We start from the raw sequence: 22,983 nt of genomic DNA, 5'->3' as shown, positions 1-22,983 counted from the left end.
TGGGAGAGGGGCGGGGGAGAGGGCCGGAGGCTCTGCTTGCCGACCACGTAGCAATTTGTACCTCCAGCCCTCTCCCCCAACCCCTCTCCCGCCATGCGGGAGAGGGGAGCACACCATCAGGCGATTCAGGCAACCGCACTACCCCCCACCTCGCCTCCAGCCACTACCACCTCAGCCCCAGCCCCCCGCACCACATCTCCCACCATCTCGGCGGTCACCGCTGACAGCGTCCATCCCAGATGCCCATGCCCCGTGTTGTAAAACACATTGGCCGCATGACCCCTGCCCACGCGCGGCATCATGTTCGGCATCATCGGGCGCAGCCCGGCCCAGGGCACGACGCTGCGTGTGCTCACCGCAGGAAAACATGCGTGCACCCAGTCGATCAGCGGACGAATGCGATCGGCGCGGATATCGCGATTGATGCCATTGAACTCCGCCGTGCCCGCCACCCGAAAACGATCGACACCCAGCCGGCTAGTGACCAGTTTGGTTTCATCATCGAGCAGGCTCACAACAGGCGCGCCGGCCTGGCTCTCGGCATCGTTCAGGTTGACCGTGATCGAGTAACCCTTCACCGGATAGATGTTGACGCGATCGCCAAGCTGCTGCGCAAAGGTGCGGCTCGCCACGCCAGCGCACACCACGATGCCGTCGAACTCGCGCGATGAGGGTAGACCGTCTTCGGCGGATACCACGGTGACGCGTCGGCCTGTGGTCGATAGCGTGCGCACGTCCTGGTTGTATAGCGTCGTCACGCCCAGCCGCTGCACGGCCGCCGCGAGCCCACTGGTGAACTTGTGGATATCGCCGGTGGCATCGCTCTCGGTGTAGTACCCACCGTAGAACTTGCCGGCCAGCGTCGGCTCGATATCGCGCATCTCCGCAGGCGTGACCGCGCGCCGCTCCAGTCCGCCTTCGGCCAGCAGCGTCGACACGCGCCCGGCATGATCGAACCCCGACTTGTTGCGATAGATATGCAGGATGCCGCGCCGCTTCAGATCGAAATCGATACCTTCCGCATCCGCCCAGGCAAACAGGTGCTGGCGTGCGGCAATGGCAAGCCGCGCCGTCTCCACGGTGTTGCTGCGATAGTGCGGCATCGACGCGAAGAACTCGGCGAACCAGCTCAACTTGTGCCACGTAGGGCGCGGGTTGACCAGCAGCGGCGCATCGTTGCGGAGCATCCACTTCACACCCTTAACGAGCGTGGACCAGTGCGTCCAGACTTCGGCGTTCGATGCCGATAGCTGTCCGCCGTTGGCGAACGATGTCTCCATGGCCGCATAGCGATGGCGTTCGAAGAGCGTGACGGAGAATCCGCGCTTGGCGAGGGCGTAAGCGGTCGTGACGCCGGTAATACCGCCGCCGATCACTGCAATGGTTTTCATGAGAAGGTCGCGAGGACGTCAAGGGATGGCAGTCCACCGCGCCCCATGCGCGGATAGACGCCCCCTCTGTCCTTGACCTGAGAGATTCGCGCGGCGCCGGTCGCGGAGGACGGCACACATCGCTTGCTCCTTCGGTACCAGCGGCCGACGTGAGAGCCGTGGTTCTTCAGAGTGCATTGGCGATATCGGTCCTTTTGCCTGAGAGTTTCCGGGGCGGTTGCTCCTTCGGCGCCGTGCTGCCTGTCGGATCGAGTCGGACTGGCACGGGCTCTCCCGATATCACGGGACAACGTGAGGCACTATGCCACAGGTTTTAAGATTTCGGCTATGTCCATTGAGCGATATCAACGATCCGACGCGCGACGCTTGCGGCCGGTGAGCATCGCCGCTATGAGGTTCTCACGCAGCTTGAGGCTCATGGCGATGGCCGCGATTACGTGGACGACGACCAGCCCGAGCAGCGTGTTCGACATCCATCGATGGATGTCGATGGGCCAGTCCTCGCCCCAGAACGGATCGAGCCGGGACATCCATCCCGTGACGGCGAGGCCAAGGATCAGCGCCCACATGGCGAGCATCATCACGGCGCCGAGCGGCGTGTGGCTGAGATGGCGCGGCGCGCGGCCACGCAGCAATGCCCGGGCATAGAGCAGCACGCCAGCCGGACGCGGCAGCCAGGCGCCAAAGCGCGCGTGCTCGGTGCCGACAAATCCCCAGAGAATCCGAAACAGTACCAATCCGGCTGCCACATAGCCCAGCACACGGTGCAGGCGGTCGCCGGAGTCATCGAAGATATCGAACAGGACGATGGCCGCCACGCTCCAGTGCGTGAAGCGGACGGCCAGATCCCATACGGCGAGCGTATCGGACCGCGCCATGCGATCCGCCGGCGTAGACATGCTTACTTCTCGATTTCCGATTTCACGATGTCGAGCGTCTTCGTGTCGAAATAAATCTCGGCCTTCTTGCCGTCCTTGGTGGTGCCGTAGATCTCGTAGCAGTTGCCGTCTACCTTGAACTTCTTGATGTTGTAGCCCTGGGCCGCGATCTTGGCCTTGGCGTCAGCCTCGGGCATCCATTCGGCCTTGGGGTGCTTGGCGCAGTTGGCGCCAGCGAACGCTGCCGAGGAGAACAGGCCAGCGAGGGCAAAGGCTGCGAACTTGTACATGAATGACTCCTCCGATTTACCCATTCGGGCGATGTCTCGCATCGTATTCCGGAATGAGACACGTTTCATGTCATCGCTTTCCCGGTGGACGGCATGCGCCGAGTACATCGCTCGCTACTGTGAATGTCACCCCGATGTCATCGTCCCGCAATGTCCACACTAAGAGCGTGGACTTCATCATTGTTCGTAGTGTGGGACAATCGCCCGCCGGGCTAGGGTTTTCCCGGAGAAATACTACGAATAAGGTGTCAGATGAAAACGAGCGACTGGAAGGACTGGGAAATCTTCTGCCGAGTGGTGGAAGGCGGCGGCTTCACACAGGGTGCGGAGCTGGCTGAAGTCCCCAAGTCGTCGGCCAGTGCCGCGGTGGCGCGGCTGGAAGGCCAACTCGGCGCACGCCTGTTCGAGCGCACCACGCGCCGTGTGCGTGTGACGCAGCGCGGGCAGCAGCTCTATGAACGTGTCGCGCCGCTGTTCGGTGCGCTGCGCGAGATCAGTGCCGAAGCCGCCTCGTTCAGCGACGAAGTCAGCGGCACTATCCGGATTGCCACGCCGTACGAAGTGGGTTCGCAGCATCTGTCGCCCACGCTGAACCGGCTGCTGAAGCAGCATCCGTCGCTGCGCGTGCAGTTGGACGTCAGTTGGGACCAGCCCGATCTGGTTCGCCATGGCTATGACCTGGCTTTCGTGATGACCGACACGAACCTGCACGACAGTTCGTTTGCCAGCAAGCGCGTGGTGTTGATCGACCGCGCGTTTTACGCCGCGCCGTCGCTGATCCGCGAACGGGGTTTGCCGCGGACGCCGCAGGACCTGCAGGGCTGGCCGACTGTGGGGAATCTCGATGACACGCACTGGGAGTTTCTGCGCGACCGCGTGGAAACATTCTCGATGGATGTGGTGCCGCGTATCTGCACGCATAACGCGGAAGTCCGGCTCAAGGCCGCCGTCGACGGACTCGGCGTAACGCGACTCTCGCCGCGTTTCGTGCACGAGCAATTGCTGCAGGGGCAACTGGTGCGCGTGCTGCCTGCCTATGCGTCGTCGCCGTTGAAGGTGTACGTGCTGATGCCGGCGCGCAAGCTCATGCCAGCCAGTGTGCGGGCGTTCCTCAACGCGCTGGAGGAAACGCTGGGCGTACCGGAAGCGGCCCGCCGCCCTGTGCTGCGATCGGATGCCGCAGCGGCAGAATCGGCGGAGCCCATGCTGCTGGCGGAAGCCGGCGCAAATGCGGCCCCCGCCGTCTTGACGCTGGGCTAACGCGAGGGACTGGCGCTCGCTACACCCTTAGTAAGGCTGGTCGCCGGTGCGCACGTCCAGTGCGAGCGTTTCGGCGATCTCCAGCATCTCGTCGTCGTCTTCGCTGCGGGTGATAAACCCGGCGTACGCGTCGCCGCCGGTGTCCCAGTTCCACAGCGTGTAGCCGGCCACGCGCAATTGATCGGTCACCAGTTCCATCAGTTCAGGCACGCTCGTGCCCTCCAGGAAGTCCTCGTCCTCGGTATCGTCGGTGCCCCAGTTGATTTCCAGGTCCATGCGCTCGCACAACTGGTTCAGGCAGCCGATGAATGACTCGGCATCCTTCCAATCGACATAGAAGCCGGCTTCCCAGTCGATGACTTCCTTGATCTGGTAGAGCAGGGCGTCGCCGTCGGCCTCGTCTTCCTCGGAATCTTCCAGCGCTTCCTCGAACAGTGCCAGATGGCGCGTGGTCTGCTGCGTATCGCCGAGATTGATCAATGCGAACAGGCGGCTGATTGCGTCCTGCGCGTCGTCTTCCAGTTCAATTGCCATATGCTGCCTCCTTCTTGGCGCGTGTTTCGGGCGTCATTCTAGATGGTAGCCGCCACTTTTTCGATCTCTCGATGTCCGCTCGGCGTCACACGCAGCGCTCGCGAGGTTGCGGTGGGTTCCACCCAGCCCCGCGCCAGCAGCGCCTGCAACATCGCCGCTCCAAGCGCACCGCCCAGATGGGGTTTGCGCTCACTCCAGTCCGGACAGGTACAGGCAAACTGCCGCCGCTTGCGCCGCGCGGCAGCCAGGTCGATGCCAAGCTGCGTCATCGCCTGCGTACCGTCCGCAGTCAGATCCACTGACGAACCCGCCACCGCGAACCATCCCGCCTGCGACATTCGTTCGAAAAGCCCTACCGCAAGTTCCCCGGCGAGGTGGTCATAGCAGGTCCGCGCCTGCCGAAGGGCGGGCGGCGCCGTGCGCGACACCGGCACGGCCCGCATCCGCGGCGGCTGACTGGCCAGCGAAGCCGTAGCCAGCGCCTCGATGGCCACCCCGATCTCGGGCGTCGCCAGCCGGTAATAGCGATTCCGCCCGCGCGTCTCCACCACCAGCAACCCACCCTCGGACAACCGCGACAGATGCCCGCTCGTCGACGACGCCGACAACCCCGCAATCAACGCCAACTCCCCCGCCGGCCGCGCACTGCCATCCATCAACGCCCACAACATGGCCGCCCGGCCTGGGTCGGAGAGCAATCCAGCGAGCTGGCTGATACCGGGTGCAAATTCCATGATTCAGTGAAGGGTGAAGAATGGATGCAGTATAGGACGAGCGGAATGACGGGCGAAAGTGCGTCCAATCGTTGTTATTAAGCAAACCATCTTCGCATCAAATCTTAAGAGATCGGCGATGCCGCTCCGTGCGACTATCGCCCGCAAGCCGTTGTACGGGCTGGCCTGGCGGGTTTTAAATGATTGCGGGCGTAGTCATTTTGTGGGTTGGCTCACAAGCCATAGCCAGAAAGTAGGGTGTCGAGCGCTCGCTACGTTGACTTACTCTCCAGCCCACACAGTGTCGTTACAAAAGGTTACAGCTGGAGTTGCACGTACGAAGAGGTTCTTAGCCCTTGGTAGCAGCCGTTGCAGCGCGTGACCACCAGACACGCCAGCAATCCGGGTCGCTATGAATCGTCTTCGTTATCGCATCGTCTTCAATCGCGCGCGCGCCATGCTCATGGCTGTTGCCGAAACCGCCAGCAGCACGGGCACAGGCAAGACAGCCGCTGCTTCCGCCAGTGGCTCGGCCGCTTCCCGTCCCGATGTTTCGTGGATGGCCATCTCGGCGATTCAACTGGCCATCGGTATCGGTCTGGGTTTGCCGATCATCGCCAGCGCGCAGATCGTGGGCGATCCGAATGCAGGCGCCAATCGACCGGGCGTGATCCAGACCGCCAATGGCCTGCCGCAGGTCAACATCACGCGCCCTTCCGGCGCAGGTGTCTCGGTCAATCAGTACAGCCAATTCGATGTCAATCGGCCCGGCGCGATTCTCAACAATTCCCCGGTCATCACGAACACGCAGCAAGCCGGCTACATCAACGGGAATCCGAACCTGCTGCCGGGCGGCGCGGCGCGCATCATCGTCAACCAGGTCAACAGCACGTCGCCGAGCCAACTGCGGGGCTATCTCGAAGTGGCTGGGCAGCGCGCCGATGTAGTGATCGCCAATCCGAACGGGCTGCTCGTGGACGGTGCGGGCTTTATCAACACCAGCCGCGTCACCCTGACCACCGGGACGCCAATCTATGGCGGCAGCGGCAGTCTTGATGCATTCCGCGTTTCGGGCGGGCAGATCAGTGTCGAGGGCGCGGGCCTCAATGCGGCGAGTGTCGATCAGGTGGACCTCATCGCGCGGGCGGTAAAGGCCAATGCAGCGCTCTATGCGAACCGGCTCAATGTGGTGGCCGGGGCGAACCAGGTCGACTACGGGACGTTGGCGACCAGTGCCATTGCGCCCAGTGGCGCAGCGTCGGCAGTGGGCATCGATGTGAGCGAACTGGGCGGCATGTACGCCAACAAGATCTTGCTGGCATCCACCGAATTGGGTGTCGGGGTTTCCAATCGCGGCGTGCTGGCCGCACAGGCCGGTGACCTGACACTGACCGCACAGGGCAAGCTCGTGCTCGCAGGCCAAACCAGCGCCACGGGCAATCTTGCGATATCCGCGCGTGATGGCGTGGACAATAGCGGCACGACGTATGCGCGCGGCAATATCGGGTTGGACAGCGACGCGGCTTTGGACAATCGCGGCACGCTCGTCGCACAGCAATCGGTCGGCATTCGTGCAGGGCAGTTGAATTCCACAGGCACTCTTGCGGCGGGCATGGGTCCCGACGGCAAGCCTGCCGGGACAGGTGACCTGACCATCAGCACGTTGCGGGCAGCTTCCGCGACCGGCAGCAACCTGGCCACCGGCAACGTCGATATCACGGGCAGCAGCATCAATCTTGCTGGCAGTCAGACGGTCGCCAATGGTGCGATGAATCTATCGGCCATCGCGGGCAACCTCGACCTCTCGGGCGCAACGGTGAATGCGGGGACGCATCTGTCCGCAACCACTGCAGGCGCGCTCGACAATACGCGCGGACAGGTCACGGCACAGGGCGATCTCGCCATTCATGCGGCTGCGCTCGCCAACGATGCGGGTTTGCTGAGCGCGGGTGGCGCGCTGAGTGCCAACGTTTCGGGGGCCGGTAGCAATCGTCAGGGTTCGGTGACTGGCGGCGCGGTGAAGCTCACCGCCGCGTCGCTCGACAACACGGCAGGCCAGATTGAAAGCGATGCCCTCGCAATCAAGGCGACTGGCGATGTCGTCAATCAGGGCGGAAGCATCAAGCAATACGGGCAGACCGATGCCATCATTGCGGCCGGCGGGAAGCTCGACAACACGGGCGGCACAGTCGCTGCGAATGGCAAGAATCTGACGCTCGAAGCGGGTAGCCTGAGCAACGACACCGGCAAGTTGTCCCACGCTGGTGCCGGCACGCTAACGGCGACGGTGCAAGGCACGGCGCGCAATGTGAACGGTGCCATCGAGACGAATGGCACATTGCAGGCGCAGCTCGGCTCGTTCCTTGGCGCAGGCGGAGCCGTTTCGGCTGGCAAGGCACTGAGTCTTGCCTCGCATGGCGCGGTGGATAACACGAACGCGTCGTTGCTTGCAGGGGCATCGTTGTCGCTGGAAGCCGACGGCACGCTGACCAACGCTGGCGGCACGATATCGGCCGCTACGACGACTCTGCAGAGTGCATCGCTGGACAATGCTGGCGGCCACATCGATGGCGACCGCGTGACAATCAGTACCACGGGCAGCCTGTCCAACCGTGGTGGCACGATCAAGCAGTACGGCGACACGGCCACATCCGTGACTGCAGGCGGTGAACTCGATAACACCAGCGGCAGTATCGTTGCGAACGGTGTCGACCTCGACATCGCAGGCGCATCGTTGATCAACGATGGTGGCACCGTGTCTCATGCGGGAAGCGGCACGCTTGATGTCACAAGCCAGGGTGCGCTCTCCAACAACACAGGGACGATCCAGACCAACGGCACGCTGCAAGCCAAGGCGGTCACGCTCGACAACAACAGCGGCAAGATATCCGCGCAGGGTGCGTTGTCAGCAATCACGAGCGGCACACTGAACAACCGGCAGGGCAGCCTCTACGGGAACGACGGCTTGTCGATTGCGTCGGGCGGCAGTGTGGATAACACCTCTGGATCAGCGCAAACCAAGGGCGATCTGGGCATCGTGGCAACCGGCGCCGTCACCAACGTGGATGGCACGCTCGCTGCGAATGGCTCGGACGGCGAGGTGAGCATTTCCGCCACCGGCATCGACAACTCCCGTGGCGCGCTGCTCAATGCGGGCACAGGCAGCACCACCGTCAAGGCCACCGCTTCGCTAACGAACACAGCGGGGCGAATCGGTGGCAACGGTGACGTCTCCATTGCCGCGCAGACCTTCACCAACAACGCAAACGGCACGACGGCGGCACAAGTGGCCGCTGGCGGCGCGCTGGATCTGCAAGTCACCAATCGGCTTGAGAATCGCGGCGGTACGCTATACGGCCAGGACGTGACGTTCGATCAGGCGGGTGCAACGCTCGACAACGCAAGCGGTCAGGTGCTCGGCGGCACAGGCATCCGCCTCGGCTTGTTGTCGATGTCCAACCTCGGTGGCGCGGTCAAGGCGAATCAGGACATCGCCATGACGGGTGCGCTCGGAGGCAGCGGCACCTTCCTCGCAGGCAGAAACCTGACGCTGAATCTGGCTGGCGACTACACCAACGATGCGTCCAACCAGTTGCGTGCCAACGGCACGCTGAAACTCTCCACCAGCGGTACGCTGACCAATACCGCGAGTCTCGCTGCCGCTGGCGCATTGGATCTGTCCGGTGCGAACATCGTCAACGCCGCCGGTGCCAGCATCGCATCGGGTAGCACGACCATCGCCGCTGGCAATCTGCTCGCGAATGCAGGGCGCATCGAGGGCGATACGGTACAAGCCAGCGCAGCCACGGTATCGAATACCGGCACGGTCATCGGCAATAACGTCACGGTGCGTGGTACGGACATCGTCAACAACGGTGCGTCGGCGCTGATGGCGTCCGTCCAGAACCTGAACCTGTACGCGAGCAATTCGGTCCAGAACCTCGACGGCGCTACGCTCTACAGCGCGGGCAACCTCCAAATCGCACGGGACGGCACGCGCGATCCCAACTCGGGGCTACTTGCCAATCAGACAAACTCACTGATCAATCGATCCGCCACGATCGAAGCGGACGGCGATATCGATATCGCGGCCAATCAGGTGCAGAACACGCGCACGAACATCGTGACAACGGCGGGAACGCCGGTGCAGACGGCGGTGAAGACGCTGGTGTTGTGGCAGGCGGGGTTGAGTGGCGGGGACTTGAATTACCACGCGAGTATTACGTTCCCTGGCTGGATGTGGAGCACGTCGGCTGCACCTGTCAGCACACCGCAGACCAACGCGCTCCGGGCTCCGATTACGGTGACGGTGGACAAGTCAGACGTCAAGAATCTGGATTTGGGGTCCAAGACACTGTCCTTTGCGACGTCGCCTATCGAGGAGTACTACGCCGTCTATTCGATGGGACCGAACTGCGATGAAGAAACCCTGATCTGCAAACGTCCGATCGCCACGCAACCCACCCAGTACTACCAGGCCATCCAGGACAACGGCACCACCTACAGCATCACCTTCTGGCCAGACTGGGACCCCAACATTCATATTCGCCCCGACGAAGTTCGTCAGGCCAACTTCGGTACAGACTTCAACGAGATCTCCCGCACGACCGTCACGATGACGGCGACCGATCAACTCGTCAGTGCATCGGACCCCGCCAAGATTCAGGCGGGCGGCAATATTCGTATCAACAGCAACAATGGCAGCGTCCTGAACCAATCCTCGACGATGGCTGCGGGTGGCAACCTCGTGCGCGTGGCAGCCAATGGCTCGATCCAGGATGTGGGCACCGTGTTGCAGCAAACGGTCACCACGCAGGACACCTCCACGTTCTACTGGCATCAGCGCACAGGCGGCAGCCAGAAATGGGAGGAGGTGGCATTCCCGAGCGCCCCGCAAGCATCTACGACGACTGCCGCTCTGCCAGCCATTGCCACGGGCAACCAGACCGTGCAGACCACGGCGCAGAACGTGACCGTCGCATCGGTCAACACCGTAGGCGCTGCAGTAACGGGTGCCTCCATCACCGGTGGCGGTGGCACTGGCACGCAGGCCGCAGCGGCCACAGGTAGCACCAACGGCACGGGCGCAGTGTCCGGCGCTACCGGCCAGCGCCCGCCCCAGACGTTAGGCACTGCAAAGGGTGGCATTCCCAATCTGCGCCTGCCGAGCAACGGTCTCTATACCTTCCGCACGGCGCCGGGTGACACCTACCTCGTCGCGACAGACTCCCGTTTCACGCAGTACACGCGCTTTATTTCGAGCGACTACATGCTCGACGCACTGGGCCTCGATCCGCAGAAGACCCAGAAGCGTCTCGGGGATGGCTTCTACGAGCAGAAACTCATTCGCGACCAGGTCACGCAATTGACGGGCAAGACCTTCCTCGAAGGCTATGGCGATCAGCTCGAGGAATACAAAGCGCTGATGAACAACGGCGTGACGTATGGCAAGTCCTTCGGTCTGACCCCCGGCGTGGGCCTGACCGACGAGCAGATGCTGCAGCTCACGACCGACATGGTCTGGATGGTCTCGCAGGACGTGACACTGCCTGATGGCACTACGCAATCGGTTCTCGTACCGAAGGTGTATCTCGCGCAGGGTAGCGGCGTGGATCTGAACGCAACCGGTGCCCTCGTCGCCGGTGGATCGGTTGCCATCAATGCCACCGGGACAGTTGCCAACAGCGGCTCCATCGTGGGCAACATCGCCACGCAAGTCGTGGGCACCGACATCGTCAATCGCGGCAATATCGGCGGCACCGGCACCACGGTCGTCAAGGCGACGCAGGATGTGCGCAACCTCGGCGGACGGATCGGCGGAGAAGACGTCGTGGTCTCTGCAGGGCGAGACATCGTCAACGCATCGCAGACGATCACGAACACCACAACGTTGGCCAACGGCAATAGCGCGAGCGCGACGGGCGTGGGTGCCGTGGCCACAATCGCGGGTTCGAACAATGTCGCCCTGCTGGCCGGCCGCGACATCAGCATGGCCGGTGGTGCCGTGGATGCGGGCAACAACGCGCTGCTCGCCGCTGGGAGGGATCTGAACATCGGCACGGTGCAACTCGGCACCACACAGGATGCGACCGCACACGGAGGGAAGGATTACCTGCGAGATCAGACTGTCGTGAACCAGGGCAGCACGGTGCAATCCGGAGGCAACGTAACCGCCGTCGCCGGCGGGGACGCCACGCTGACGGGTTCCATGATCGACGCTGGCGGCGACGCCGCCCTCGTGGCGGGTCGCAATACCACAGTGACTGCGGCGATGGATTCACGCACGCAAGAGGCAGGCGCGTTCAGCAACAAGGCTTCGCAGTTTACGCAGTCGAGTTATGACGAGGGGGCGCGGGGAAGTTCGGTGCAAGGGGGCAACAACGTCACGCTGGCGGCAGGACAGACGACCGTAGCGGGCCAGATTCTCGGGGCCAACGGCATCACGCCTGCTGCCGTCGAGGGTGCTACGACAGGCGATGTGACTGTGCTCGGTTCCTCCGTCAGCACTGGCAGTGCCACCGGCAACGGTGGTGCGGTCAAGCTCGTGGCGACTGGCGATGTGACGGTAGGAGCCGTGACCGAGCAGCACGATGCGCAGAACTGGTCGCAAACCAAGAAGTCGGGTTTCCTCTCCAAGACTGAAACCACGAAGACTTCCAGATCGCACGACACGGTGGCGGTAGGCTCGGTCGTGTCGGGTGACTCTATCGTCGGAAGTGCGGGCCGCGACATGACGATCAGTGGTTCGACTGTTGCCGGCACCGGCGACGTAATGCTGGAGGCTGGCCGCAATCTGACCATTACCACCGCCGAAAGCACCAGTGAAAGCTACAGCTACTCACATACGAAGGCCACGGGCTTTGGTGCCACAGGCGGGGGTATCTCGTACGGGATGCGCGATCAGAAGGACACCACCAATGACCGTTCGGTCACGCAGACCGGCAGCCTGGTAGGCAGTACCGACGGGAACGTCAGCATGAAGGCCGGCAGTACGCTGCATGTGACTGGCAGCCAGGTCATTGCCGCGAAGGATCTGACCGGCGTCGGGGCCGATGTGATCATTGATGCAGCCGTGGGTAGCGAGCATCACGACGAAACGCACGAGATCAAGCAAACCGGCTTTACGCTTGGTGTAAGCGGCGGCGCCATCGGTTCTGCGATCAGCGCGGGGCAGAAGGTCAGTTCGGCAACCAAGAGCCAGGACGGCCGCGCATCTGCGCTGTGGGGCATTGCCGCTGGCCGCGATGCTTACGATGCGGCCATGGGTGCTGGCGATGCAATGAAGAGCCTGGCTGATGGCAAGGGGCCTGCCGGTACGGCGGTGACGCTATCTTTCGGCACAAGCAAAACCAAGAACACCTTCACGCAGGACAGCACCACGCATACTGGCTCAAACATCCAGGCGGGAGGCACTGCGACGTTCATCGCCACGGGCGTCGATGCCGATGGCAACAAGACCACAGGGAACCTCGACATCATCGGATCGGATATCTCGGCCACGAAGGTGGGTCTGGGCGCCAAGGGCGACGTCAACATCGTCTCGGCGACCGATACTTATGAGAGCCACAGCACGAACAAATCGAGCAGTGGCACCATCGGCGTGTCATACGGGGCGCAGGGGTTCGGTGTCTCGGCGTCTGCTTCTGCCAGCAAAGGCAATAGCGACACCACCGGCACCACGCAGGTGAACAGTCACATCACAGGCAGTGAGTCGGTATCGATCCTCTCCGGCAATGACACGAACATCCTGGGTGGCGTCGTCAGCGGAGGAAAGGTTTCCGCCGATGTGGGTGGCAACCTGAACCTGGCGAGTCGCCAGGACACCGAGGAAAGCCGCGCCCGCCAGCAAAGCGTCGGCGGTGGCCTGAGCTTCAGCCAAGGCGGCGGAGTAAGCGGTTCGTTCTCCGCATCCAAGGGCAAGAGCGACGGCAGCTATGCCAACGTGACGGAACAAACCGGGATTCTCGCGGGCGATGGCGGCTTCGACATCCACGTCAAAGGCAACACCGACCTCAAGGGCGCCATCATCGCCAGCACGGCAACGGAGGACAAGAACAAGCTGAGTACGGGCACCTTGAGCTGGAGCGACATCGAGAACAAGTCGGATTACAGCGCTACCTCGCTCGGCATCAGTGGCGGCTTCACGTTCGGACCCAAGGTCGATGACAAGAAGTCTGGCCAGACGTCGGGCAAGAACACAGGCGGTGTCAGTCCGATGATTCCGCAGCACGAGAGCGGAAGCGAGCGCGGCGTCGCCCAATCGGGCATCGCCGGCGGCACCATCACCGTCACGGATCAGGCGAACCAGACGCAGGACGTGGCAACCCTCAACCGCGACACGTCCAACACGAACTCCACCGTGGGCAAAGGCCCGGATCTCGGCAACTTGCTGGGCAAGCAGGCCGACATGATGGCTGCGGCGCAGGCGGCTGGGGAGGCGGTGGCGAAGACGGTGGGTGATATTGCGGGGAGCAAGGAAAAAGCCGCGAAGGAAGCGCTGAAAGCAGCCACCGAAGCCTATGAAAAAGACCCGAGCGACGCAAACCGTGCATCCATCGATGCCGCCAATGCGGATATCGCCAACTGGAAGGAAGGTGGCGAGTATCGCGCGGCGCTGCATGCTGCGGGCGGCGCGATGATTGCCGGGCTGGGCGGTGGCAATGCTCTTGCGGGTGCGGTTGGGGCTGGATTGTCTTCGCTGGCGGCCGACAAACTCGCGTCAGTGGGCAGGTCCGTCGCCGATGGCGTGGACAGTGGCAACAAGAATCTGGACGAGGCCATTGGCAACCTGGCGGCGAATCTTGTGGCAGGAGGTATTGGCGCTGCGGTTGGTGGCGGATCGGGAGCGGCGACTGCGGCGAATGTGGATCGGTTTAATCGGCAGTTGCATCCGGATGAGCGGAAGTGGGCAAAAGATAATGCCAGGAGCTTTGCGCAGTACTACAAGAGTGCGAAGGGCGAGGATTTGACCCTCGATCAGGCAGAAAACATGTTGCTGGCCAATGGCTATCGCATAGTGGATGCTGCGGCCAGCAAGGGGCCAGGTGGCGATTCGGTCGCGATCAACTACATCAGCCAATATGCCGGTGACTTGTTCTCCAGGACGCCTGAGGAGTACAACAAGCCATTTCTCTATGGCAATGCAGACGGTTCGCTGACGCCGGAACAACGTGCGTTGCCTGGCGCGAAGGGAAATCCGGCAGCCGGACTAGCGATTACTGCGGGGATTGTCACTGCGGGTCTCGCACCGGAAGTTGCAGCAGCAATTGCAGTTGCTACAAGAGCTTGTGCGTCTAATCCAGTGCTGTGCCTGAACCAAGCAGGTATCGTCGCTGGTGAGGTAGCCGCCGGTGGTGCGATGCCCTTGGGGACGGGGGCGTCCGTGCCAACGCTTGGGGGAAAGGCCGCCGCAGAAGCGGCCGCTGCCAAGCTGAATAATTTCTACCGGGATGGGGCTTCGCCGGAACTTATTCAGCAGACGTACAATCAAGCCGCTCTAAGCTCGACGCACAATAGCCGTGCATCGGAAGTCATTCTTGGTAAATATATAGCGGGCAGTCAGAATTCTTATGAGGCCGTCGCGGAGGCTCGGGGTGCTACATACTTCAGCATGTCTGACTGGTTTTCCGTGCGAGCCCAACTTGGAGAAAAGAACATGTGGAGCATAAACCAAGCCTTCTTGGATCAGCAAATAAGTCAAGGTAAAACGTTTATCTTTACCGCTAACCCGGCTAACGCTGCTTCAGGAACATACGCTGCAGAGGAATTCAAATACCTGCAGGAGAAGGGTTATCTAATCGTTCCAGACAAGTCGGGGTTTTATCGTGCAATTAAATAATGATTTTGAAAGTTTCGAAGCTTTGTATGCTGCGATATATGCATATTACAAAAAAATGGGGGTGCGCACGGTAACTATATTCGCGGATAAGCCACCGGGAAACGATGGTGAATTTTATGCGCGATTTCTTGTCGATCGAAAGCACGTTGTGGAGTACGGTGTGGTGCAAGATCGAGGGTCTACCTTAAGCAGCGTCTCACTGGCAATCGGACCCCATTATTTTGGTCCAGCAGATTTCTGGTCATATGAGGCTAGTCAACGTTTCAAAATGGACGCCAGCCTTGACGCCATTGTGCATAATCTGGCATTGCTTGATGAATTTTTCGGATACTCGGATGCCTTAGAGCGCGCATATGGATTGAAGATGTAGGCGTGAGAATTTTTCAAGTGACCGGCTACTACGAGAGCTTTTCGGTGCAATAGGTCTGCATCGGTGCACGGTTGAGCCGATGTCAAACCTGCGGCTGATTTCTCGAAGTATCGTTCCAAGATTTTTCCACGTCCGGGCGGGTGCGAAAGCCCCGTCTGGCTTTCCTTTTCGCCGATGTACTTCAAACCGCCGCACACTGTCACCGCTGCGTTACTCGCGGTTAGCCTCGCGGGTCTGTCGTCGTCCGTAATGGCACAGATCGCGCCACCGTCCGGTCAGGCCACCCTGACCAACGCCGAACAAGACCAACGCAACCGCCAGCAGCAGGAAGCCCGCGAACGCGCCGCAGTGGTGAATGCTCCCGCAGTCCGCGCCGAGGCAATCGCGCGCGCCGAGTACGCAGCGCTGCCAACGGAAACCCCTTGTTTCCGCGTTGACCGCTTCGCACTGGAAGTCCCCCAAGATCTTCCGGCGGACCTCCAGTCGGCTGGCGCTTCGGCGTTGCCGATGGACCCCTTTGCATTTGCGAGGCAGTGGCTAGAACACTACCAAGGCCAGTGCGTTGGCAAGCAGGGCGTCGAAACCTTGGTGAAGGGACTTTCGCAAACGATCCTCTCGAAAGGCTACGTCACCACCCGCGTACTAGTGCCGGAGCAGGACCTGTCAACGGGCACGATGAAACTCGCGCTGATTCCCGGCGTCATCGGCGATATCCGTTTCAGTGATCCTGATTTGTGGGGCACGTGGAAGACGGCTTTCCCGACGGCGCCAGGCGAACTGCTGAACCTGCGCGATCTGGAGCAGGGGCTGGAGCAGATGAAGCGTGTGGCGAGTCAGGATGTCGATATGCAAATCGTGCCGACTCCGGTGCCGGGGCGCAGCGATGTCGTCATTGCCATCAAGCGCAACAAGCCGTGGACGCTGGTGGCATCGGTCGATAACTCGGGTTCGCGTTCCACGGGGAAATGGCAAGGCAACGTGAGTTTAGGCATCGACAATCCGCTGGGGCTGAGCGACATCTTCAACATTGGCTACAGCCAGGATTTGCAGTTCAACAACAAGGAACACGGCACGCGCGGCTGGAACGGCTACTACTCGGTGCCGTGGGGATATTGGACAGCCACGCTGTCGGCTTACAGCAGCAACTACTTCCAGCAGATTGCGGGTGTGAACACCACCTTTGTGTCGAGCGGCAAGTCCGAGAACGTGGATTTGAAGTTGCATCGCGTGCTGAGTCGCAGTCAGAACGATGTCTTCGGCATGCAGGTGCGACTGACGCGCCGATTCGGCAAGAGCTATATCGAGGACACCGAGATTCCGCAGCAGCGCCGCAACAACACGATCCTCGAAATTGGTATGACGGATCGGCACTACTTCGGGCAATCGCAACTGGATGCGACGCTCTCGTTCCGTCAAGGCATCGGGGCGATGGGCGCGCAGCCCGATGCGCTGGCCGCAGACGATGGCCCCACATGGCGCTTCCGCATGGCCGTCCTCGACGCCAACCTCTCGGTCCCCTTCAAGATTGCCGCGCAGCCATTCCGTTACGTGACAACAATCCGCGGCCAGTTCACGAATGACCGTCTCTACTATGTCGATGACCTGACCATCGGCAGTCGATACACCGTGCGAGGCTTCGATGGAGAAAGCCTGCTGGCGGGCGAGCGCGGATTCTATTGGCGCAACGAGTTGCAAGCACCACTCGGTTCAACCGGTCAGGCTCTTTATGCCGGCCTGGACTACGGCCGGGTCTACGGTCCAGCCACGGCGGTGCTGGTAGGTACTCAATTGGCCGGTGCAGTCATCGGCGTTCGAGGCGGCGTGGGTTCGCAGAAATTCGGCGGTGTCTCGTATGACGTGTTTCTGGGAGTGCCCGTGTACAAGCCGGAGCAGTTCCACACGGCAGGGGTGACGGGTGGGGTGCAGGTGGTTTATCAGTATTAGCGATATCGGCGGCGACGCCAATGGCTGGTTCATCGGCACTGGGCAATTCGTTTAGTGCGTTGCTTCCAAAGCCGATGGGTGCAGCGGGAAATCAAATTATTCCGGGGCCGATGTAGACAGAAATTGAGAAAGATTTGAGCAGGATAAAAAATCATGACTACCGAACGGAAGAAACTGTACCGTAAATTCTTAATCGGCTATGTCGGCTGTTTTTCGTTGCCGCTGTTTACGCTGATATTTAGTCTTGCGCAAGGAGCGAGCTGGAGGCCAGTTATCGTTGGCGTGCCGGTCTACTTGACACTTCTCGCAGGGATAACCTATCAGTTCGCTAAAGAATTCAGCGCACTGCGTCGAAAGGAGCGAGGTGAGTCGGATCTACCGAAGAGGAGAGGCTATTGGGAGGGTGATTGAGTAGCGCAAACGACCGCCGCCTTTATTAAAGCTGAACAAGATCAACGCACCCTCCAGCGGCATTATTAAAAATGGAAAGGCTATTTTGATCGGAGGATAATATGTCAATCATGATGGTATTTGAGGCCGAGACCGGGATATCAGAAGTCGATTTTCGAAAAGCTTTGGTCTCATCTGGTGTGAAAGATTTTTATGTGAATGGTCGCAGTATAAGAGGGAATTTTCCACTCTCTAATATGTATTTTTCATTTCAACGTGAGAGTATTGAGAAATCTAAAATTAACGCCGAGGGCTATGAAGGGAATTGGGTCGTAGGGATGCGGTGTATTTTTGTTTACGTCATCGAAAACCTTGATGAATGTCGGAGGCAATTAAAAAATTTTTTAGCGGAAATTTCCAGAGTGTCCGCTGCAAATTGGGTGCTATCTTTTCAGTACGAATCAATTTACGCGACTCGAGACGATCAGGGAATTCGGCATTTTTTGGAGTTTTGAGTGGCGCTGGTAGAAGTTCTTGGATGCGAGGGTCTTGCACGTAGTCGGAACGACAGCGTCGTTAAGCAGTACCCGGAAACAAGCTGGCAACTGCTTTGGAGGATGATGCGGACCCTGCGATCAGCTAGTTAGTCCATTCCCTATCAACACACTCGTCCGGCGAACACCAGAGTCCCGCCTGGCACTTGTATCGTCCATGAACTCGTCGCTATTTGCCAGGAGCGCGTCACTTGCGCTTGAACTGTTCCTAACCCCGTTGTTTGCGCTGGCACAGGTCCCACCACCGTCCGGTCAGGCCGCCCTGACCAACGCCGAACAAGACCAGCGCAACCGCCAGCAACAGGAAGCGCGCGAACGCGCCGCAGCGGTGAATGCCCCCGCAGTCCGCGCGGAGGCTATCGCACGCGCCGAGTATCCCAAACTGCCAACGGAAACCCCTTGTTTCCGCGTTGACCACTTCGCACTGGAAGTCCCCCAAGATCTTCCGGCTGACCTCCAGTCTGTGGGAGCCTCGGCGTTGCCGATGGACCCCTTTGCATTTGCAAAGCAGTGGCTGGAACACTATCTAGTCCGATGCGTTGGCAAGCAGGGCGTCGAAACCTTGGTGAAGGGACTTTCGCAAACGATTCTGTCGAAAGGCTACGTCACCACTCGCGTACTGGTGCCCGAGCAGGACCTGTCAACGGGCACGTTGAAACTCGCGCTGATTCCCGGCGTCATCGGCGATATCCGTTTCAGTGATCCTGATTTGTGGGGCAATATCTCGGAGCGAAGTGATGAAGCTTAACAATGAGATGCAGCGCCTATTAGTGAGTTCTCCAGTAACCCGCGAGCTCACTCCTGAATTGGTGTCGATAGCAGAACGGGGATTTCAAGTCGTCGGAGACGGCTATCTTCTGGCTGCTTTGCGTGAAAGAGAAACAAACGTTAGCCGGAGAGACTTCAAAGACGCAACAGGGTATGAATGTTTCATTAATTCACTTCATATCGAAGATTACGATGAAATATTTCCTCTACCTCAAGCAATCCAATTCATACACCGCATCTTTCAAGTCTGGAACAAATTCACAAGTCGCGTTCTCGTCGCCGTTCTTTCCGCTGACGAACTTTGCGTTGTTGTGAAGTTCCACGTAGAGAGAGATGGGGAAAGCTGGCTGAGTGCCGATCTTGAAGGCTACATTGATGCAACGATGTTGATGAATTCAACCGAGGACGTGAAAGGAGCTATTAGTTCCGTAGCAGGTCCATCAAAATCGAAGAAATAGCTCACGAATCCACGTCGTTTTATTCGAAGATCGATTTGCGCGATGCGCAGCGTTGCTCTGCTGTTCCGACTTCGAAGACTCCAGTACGTACGGAATTTCACTAGTCCGACAACCTTCTGTGGCGCGTTAGTAGGGGCACGAGACTACTTCGGTGCTATACGACCTACTTTTCCCTTCGCCTCATCTTGGTGTTCCGCTGAGCGAATGAGTTTCCACCCCGAGACCGCTGGCCATCATCAAGTCATGCCGCTTGTCCTTAGCGCAAACGGCAAGCCCATTCAAGACTATACGAATCATGCCTTTTTACACCTTCGCAAAGTCGCTCCGGAGCGTGGCGCTTGCCATGTTTGGGTTCATCGGCGCCAGTGCATCACTGGCGTCCTCGGGCGACGGGACGTTCCAAGTTCATCCCATTACCGACTCCGTGCTGATCAATCGAAGCCGATTGTCGATACAGCAGATACCATTGGGGCAGTAGTTGGTGGAATACTGCCCAACCCGCTAAAGATTGTTGAAGGACTCGGGGCGATCTTCAGTAGCGGGAATGACGCACCCAAGTACGCGCCGAGCCCGAAACACGACGTTGGCGGATGGGGTATGCCCATGGATCTAGAGGATTCAGCAGCACAGCAAGTGCTGAATAATTCCGTGCAAGGCGGAAAGCAGCGTTACGGCGTTTCCGATGGGAGAGTGTATGAATTCCAGCCTGATAATGTTGGAGGATGGCATGGCTATCCAGTTCCGGGCAATGAAGTTCCGGCAAGTGTGTTGAGAGCGCTATTGCAGCGCGGTGATATTAATAAAGCCGAATATGGAAAACTTATCAAGGGAAAGTGATGAGCGAACTGAATCTTGAATTCTTCCTGTCGCAAAATAAATCCGCAACAGATTTGGGATTCCCAGCAGGAAACCGCGTGGGTCAGATTGTGCTATCTGTTCTCGACAGTGGGAAAAGTGATGTCATTTTGGACGTCGAATGGAATCTTGATGAACTGGTAGGTTGGTTTAAGGACAATAAGTCCCACATGGAAAAAGAATCTCTTCCAACGTTTGTTCAATGGTGTGGATCAATTCACAGGTCCATTGAGACTACGTATGAGAACTTCGATGCCTATCTAGATGAGCAACTGGACGAGCTGTTCGAATACAGGCGCCGTCACGAAATCTGCTTTGGAATGCGGGGAGTGAAAATTCCAGCAATCTACATAGGGATTGGCGAATTAGGTTCGGAAGTGTCGGGTGAGCGCAACGGCGTTCCGTTTTGCTATGCTGTAGATCTGAAAGCTTTCTTAGGAAGGCTGGCGAATTGACTATCGAAGAACACAATGCCCTGTGTCCGTATCCGTACGATATGTTCGAATTCTTGAAGCCTCTTGTCCGCATCCCTTCGTCAACCTTGCGTTTTGGATTGTTCGAAAATGTTTTTTTCCAGTCAATAATGACATGATATTTGAAGCCGAAAGGAAGCTCGACTATGCGTTCCCAAACGAATTGCGCACTTTCTACCTTGAAATCGGCGAGGGACGATTGCAGTCAGGGGAAGAAGCCCGCTTTGTTTCACATTCACATAATTCCGTGATTCACCCGACGGATATACCGAAGTTGCTCGACGGAACATGTGAATGGATGATGCCGTACACTGAAATCCAACCTGACGTTCTCCCATTTTTCGATCGGGACCTCGATTTGTTTTTGTGTCTCCGACCCCGCAGTGGCAACCCAAATGCCGTCTACTGGATGTGGGGTGACAGAATCTGCGACTCGCTAATTGAGTTTTTTCAGCGGCTGATGGTGGATCCAGATTGGTTTAATCCGCCAAAAAGCCGATCGACAGAGCATTGACCGCAGCCAAGCCTGCCAAGGCTACGGCCGAGTAATCTTATCACCCTAATCATTCGTATGCTGCAATGGGCATGACTAACCCAGATTCGACCGAATTCAGGAGGAATTAGCGATGTCATCGCGCGTTGGGATTTACGGGGGCGGCTCAATTTTCGAACTCTGGTCGATTCGCTTGGCAAGGGCACTTCCGAAACCGAGAGCGCGAGAGCCGCACTTCATGCAATCGTAGTTCACTCCGCCGAAAATGATATCCGGCGGCTTAATAAAGTTGCAGTGAATATGACTACATTGAATAACTTAATTTTGCTTCAAGTTGTGAGCGTAGAGGAGCTTATCCGGCCGGCGGCTGGAGAGGACGCGCAGCTTAAGGAATTGTATGAAGTCAATTTGGCTCCTGTCCTTGATGGAATAAGAAGTGGCGCCGTTGCTCCTCCCAGTGATGCATTGACCGGGTATTGGTATTACTTTTCTCCAGAAGGTCCTTGGGATTTGTGGTCGAGATTTCCATCGATATCTGAGGCGGTAGCGAAATTAATCAATCTACTTGAGATTGATGGTGACGATCAATTTCGCGCGTATCTTCTTCGGAGAAATATGAAACATGATGATGAGTACTGAAGACATTACGCGCCGGCTACTTCTCGCCATGCAGACAGCCTTGCTAGGAAGGATCAGCCCCAACATACGCGCCATAAGCTGCGAATTTGAAGGTGGGGACGTCAAAATGAAGGCCGTCTTTGATGGTCCGATCTCGGATGTCGATCGTGAGATGATGGACGAGGTCGGGACAGAGGTGGCTTCGCACTTTGAAGAGGCATCCGTTGAGGCGGAGTGCGTAAGACTCGATGCCCCGCAAACTTATCGAGACTGTATGCTTGCTTGGTACGTGTATTTGCGTAAGGAGTAGCCAATACACTGCTGACTTGGCATCCATTGGCCTGCAGCATAGGCCTGTGGCACACATGCATGCAAAGATCCGAACCCGGCCGTGTGAAGCCGGGTTCGTCGTTAGAAGTTGGCGGACTTGCAGCGTGGTAAGAGCCAGGAAGAGCAGCAGCGCCTAGATGACCCTAGCTATGCAGAAAAGCAGCGTGGCCAGCAATACACGGCTGAACAGGCGCAGCTGAAATCCACGGGGATGTATCAGTATGACCCGGTAGCTCACACCGTGCGGGATCTTCAGACACGCGAGCTGAACTACGTTGGCAACGAGTTGAAGAGTGCTGGTCGAGGCGCGAAGAACTTTCACGCAGGCACAGAAGGCGAAAATTTACCAGCAGAACCTAGAAAGAAAAAAACGGTGGAGTGCTAAGATCAGATCTTGACGGCCAAGAATTGGTGACGCCAGAGAAAAGTCAGGCGGGGGTTACTCCTCCCCAAAATGCTGCACAGATCGACCATATTGTGCCGAAGAGTCCGGCTGATCCCGATGTTGCCAGAGGCAGTAATCGCTACAGCAATGCGCAAGTGCTCTCTCGTGAGTAAAACCGAGCGAAGTCAAATAAATAGCCCATGAGCCTAGAAAGCTGGCCCTTTGGCGATCAGCCAAACGTAGCGGTCATCGTCAATCGAACGATTGTCACGGAGCACGCTTGGATTGCGTACGTGTCGCATGATAGCGATGATGGGGCATGGCAGTTTTACACCAGTCAGACAGAGCCAGTAAGCGAGTCCGATGCGATGCTCGTTAGTCTGCGATGCGTTGTAGAGATTGATCCAACTGTGCAGCAGCTTTCTGATCTGCCATTGGGGT

18 protein-coding genes, 1 pseudogene and 1 riboswitch are annotated in these 22,983 nt (G+C 58.8%); of the genes and pseudogenes, 14 read left to right on the top strand and 5 right to left on the bottom strand.

What is annotated here, in order from left to right:
- Positions 1-125: 125 nt before the first annotated feature.
- The 3 genes from ABDB81_RS24335 to ABDB81_RS24325 all read right to left on the bottom strand — a co-directional run bounded on the left by ABDB81_RS24335 (position 126) and on the right by ABDB81_RS24325 (position 2,559).
- Positions 126-1,391, bottom strand: coding sequence for a D-amino acid dehydrogenase (locus tag ABDB81_RS24335; RefSeq protein ID WP_346813836.1), 1,266 nt, complete (start codon positions 1,389-1,391; stop codon positions 126-128).
- Positions 1,392-1,567: 176 nt separating this feature from the next.
- A riboswitch (glycine riboswitch) is annotated at positions 1,568-1,677 on the bottom strand.
- Positions 1,678-1,735: 58 nt separating this feature from the next.
- Entirely contained in the window at positions 1,736-2,269 is a 534-nt protein-coding gene (locus ABDB81_RS24330; protein ID WP_346813849.1) for a cytochrome b/b6 domain-containing protein, read from the bottom strand.
- 23 nt (positions 2,270-2,292) lie between these two features.
- Positions 2,293-2,559, bottom strand: a complete 267-nt coding sequence (locus ABDB81_RS24325) for a PepSY domain-containing protein (protein WP_137928379.1) — start codon at positions 2,557-2,559, stop codon at positions 2,293-2,295.
- Positions 2,560-2,811: 252 nt separating this feature from the next.
- Here ABDB81_RS24325 and ABDB81_RS24320 point away from each other — a divergent pair, with 252 nt between their 5' ends.
- Positions 2,812-3,819, top strand: a complete 1,008-nt coding sequence (locus ABDB81_RS24320) for a LysR family transcriptional regulator (RefSeq protein WP_237380681.1) — start codon at positions 2,812-2,814, stop codon at positions 3,817-3,819.
- 27 nt (positions 3,820-3,846) lie between these two features.
- On the opposite strand, the gene ABDB81_RS24315 is transcribed toward ABDB81_RS24320, so the two are convergent.
- Both ABDB81_RS24315 and ABDB81_RS24310 read right to left on the bottom strand, forming a co-directional pair.
- A complete protein-coding gene (locus ABDB81_RS24315; RefSeq protein WP_137928378.1) occupies positions 3,847-4,353 on the bottom strand; it encodes a hypothetical protein in 507 nt (168 codons plus the stop codon).
- 38 nt (positions 4,354-4,391) lie between these two features.
- On the bottom strand, positions 4,392-5,087 hold the full coding sequence (locus tag ABDB81_RS24310) for a helix-turn-helix transcriptional regulator (protein ID WP_160474491.1): 696 nt from the start codon (positions 5,085-5,087) through the stop codon (positions 4,392-4,394).
- A 391-nt stretch (positions 5,088-5,478) separates the two neighbouring features.
- Between ABDB81_RS24310 and ABDB81_RS24305 the strand changes: the two genes are divergently transcribed.
- From ABDB81_RS24305 to ABDB81_RS24245, 13 genes and pseudogenes are all read left to right on the top strand, one after another.
- Positions 5,479-14,904, top strand: a complete 9,426-nt coding sequence (locus ABDB81_RS24305; RefSeq protein ID WP_346813835.1) for a hemagglutinin repeat-containing protein — start codon at positions 5,479-5,481, stop codon at positions 14,902-14,904.
- Positions 14,891-15,274 carry a hypothetical protein gene (locus tag ABDB81_RS24300; protein WP_346813834.1) on the top strand — a complete coding sequence of 128 codons (384 nt, stop codon included), beginning with the start codon at positions 14,891-14,893 and terminating at the stop codon, positions 15,272-15,274. The genes ABDB81_RS24305 and ABDB81_RS24300 overlap by 14 nt, the downstream gene beginning before the upstream one ends.
- Positions 15,275-15,523: 249 nt before the next feature.
- Entirely contained in the window at positions 15,524-17,218 is a 1,695-nt protein-coding gene (locus ABDB81_RS24295) for a ShlB/FhaC/HecB family hemolysin secretion/activation protein (RefSeq protein ID WP_346813848.1), read from the top strand.
- A 153-nt stretch (positions 17,219-17,371) separates the two neighbouring features.
- A complete protein-coding gene (locus ABDB81_RS24290; protein ID WP_346813833.1) occupies positions 17,372-17,629 on the top strand; it encodes a hypothetical protein in 258 nt (85 codons plus the stop codon).
- A gap of 101 nt (positions 17,630-17,730) precedes the next feature.
- The gene (locus ABDB81_RS24285; RefSeq protein WP_346813832.1) at positions 17,731-18,123 is read left to right on the top strand and encodes a hypothetical protein; all 393 of its coding nucleotides are present in this window, start codon (positions 17,731-17,733) and stop codon (positions 18,121-18,123) included.
- A 196-nt stretch (positions 18,124-18,319) separates the two neighbouring features.
- Positions 18,320-18,871: pseudogene (locus ABDB81_RS24280) on the top strand (POTRA domain-containing protein); the annotation flags it as partial.
- Positions 18,872-18,899: 28 nt separating this feature from the next.
- Positions 18,900-19,388 carry a hypothetical protein gene (locus tag ABDB81_RS24275; RefSeq protein ID WP_346813831.1) on the top strand — a complete coding sequence of 163 codons (489 nt, stop codon included), beginning with the start codon at positions 18,900-18,902 and terminating at the stop codon, positions 19,386-19,388.
- 204 nt (positions 19,389-19,592) lie between these two features.
- Positions 19,593-20,225, top strand: a complete 633-nt coding sequence (locus ABDB81_RS24270) for a hypothetical protein (protein WP_346813830.1) — start codon at positions 19,593-19,595, stop codon at positions 20,223-20,225.
- Positions 20,225-20,698 carry a hypothetical protein gene (locus tag ABDB81_RS24265; protein WP_346813829.1) on the top strand — a complete coding sequence of 158 codons (474 nt, stop codon included), beginning with the start codon at positions 20,225-20,227 and terminating at the stop codon, positions 20,696-20,698. Before ABDB81_RS24270 ends, ABDB81_RS24265 begins: the two co-directional genes overlap by 1 nt.
- A 22-nt stretch (positions 20,699-20,720) precedes the next feature.
- Positions 20,721-21,230: an SMI1/KNR4 family protein gene (locus ABDB81_RS24260; protein ID WP_346813828.1), complete on the top strand. Its 510-nt coding sequence runs from the start codon at positions 20,721-20,723 to the stop codon at positions 21,228-21,230.
- 279 nt (positions 21,231-21,509) lie between these two features.
- On the top strand, positions 21,510-21,848 hold the full coding sequence (locus ABDB81_RS24255) for a hypothetical protein (RefSeq protein WP_137926630.1): 339 nt from the start codon (positions 21,510-21,512) through the stop codon (positions 21,846-21,848).
- On the top strand, positions 21,832-22,137 hold the full coding sequence (locus ABDB81_RS24250; protein ID WP_237380685.1) for a hypothetical protein: 306 nt from the start codon (positions 21,832-21,834) through the stop codon (positions 22,135-22,137). Before ABDB81_RS24255 ends, ABDB81_RS24250 begins: the two co-directional genes overlap by 17 nt.
- 117 nt (positions 22,138-22,254) lie before the next feature.
- Entirely contained in the window at positions 22,255-22,542 is a 288-nt protein-coding gene (locus ABDB81_RS24245; protein ID WP_137926629.1) for a hypothetical protein, read from the top strand.
- Positions 22,543-22,983: the final 441 nt, after the last annotated feature.

The organism is Cupriavidus sp. DL-D2 (assembly GCF_039710735.1).
GTDB lineage: Bacteria > Pseudomonadota > Gammaproteobacteria > Burkholderiales > Burkholderiaceae > Cupriavidus.
The sequence above is the reverse complement of the archived record's forward strand: the minus strand, read 5'-3'. Positions and strand labels throughout refer to the sequence as shown.

Excerpts from the sequence above, each read along its gene's own strand:
- ABDB81_RS24305 (WP_346813835.1), top strand. The coding sequence starts at position 5,479 with ATGAATCGTCTTCGTTATCGCATCGTCTTCAATCGCGCGCGCGCCATG.
- ABDB81_RS24250 (WP_237380685.1), top strand. The coding sequence starts at position 21,832 with ATGATGATGAGTACTGAAGACATTACGCGCCGGCTACTTCTCGCCATG.
- ABDB81_RS24290 (WP_346813833.1), top strand. The coding sequence starts at position 17,372 with ATGACTACCGAACGGAAGAAACTGTACCGTAAATTCTTAATCGGCTAT.
- ABDB81_RS24325 (WP_137928379.1), bottom strand. The coding sequence starts at position 2,559 with ATGTACAAGTTCGCAGCCTTTGCCCTCGCTGGCCTGTTCTCCTCGGCA.
- ABDB81_RS24265 (WP_346813829.1), top strand. The coding sequence starts at position 20,225 with ATGAGCGAACTGAATCTTGAATTCTTCCTGTCGCAAAATAAATCCGCA.
- ABDB81_RS24270 (WP_346813830.1), top strand. The coding sequence starts at position 19,593 with ATGAGTTTCCACCCCGAGACCGCTGGCCATCATCAAGTCATGCCGCTT.
- ABDB81_RS24285 (WP_346813832.1), top strand. The coding sequence starts at position 17,731 with ATGTCAATCATGATGGTATTTGAGGCCGAGACCGGGATATCAGAAGTC.
- ABDB81_RS24335 (WP_346813836.1), bottom strand. The coding sequence starts at position 1,391 with ATGAAAACCATTGCAGTGATCGGCGGCGGTATTACCGGCGTCACGACC.
- ABDB81_RS24310 (WP_160474491.1), bottom strand. The coding sequence starts at position 5,087 with ATGGAATTTGCACCCGGTATCAGCCAGCTCGCTGGATTGCTCTCCGAC.
- ABDB81_RS24275 (WP_346813831.1), top strand. The coding sequence starts at position 18,900 with ATGAAGCTTAACAATGAGATGCAGCGCCTATTAGTGAGTTCTCCAGTA.
- ABDB81_RS24320 (WP_237380681.1), top strand. The coding sequence starts at position 2,812 with ATGAAAACGAGCGACTGGAAGGACTGGGAAATCTTCTGCCGAGTGGTG.
- ABDB81_RS24295 (WP_346813848.1), top strand. The coding sequence starts at position 15,524 with ATGGCACAGATCGCGCCACCGTCCGGTCAGGCCACCCTGACCAACGCC.
- ABDB81_RS24315 (WP_137928378.1), bottom strand. The coding sequence starts at position 4,353 with ATGGCAATTGAACTGGAAGACGACGCGCAGGACGCAATCAGCCGCCTG.
- ABDB81_RS24255 (WP_137926630.1), top strand. The coding sequence starts at position 21,510 with ATGACTACATTGAATAACTTAATTTTGCTTCAAGTTGTGAGCGTAGAG.
- ABDB81_RS24330 (WP_346813849.1), bottom strand. The coding sequence starts at position 2,269 with ATGGCGCGGTCCGATACGCTCGCCGTATGGGATCTGGCCGTCCGCTTC.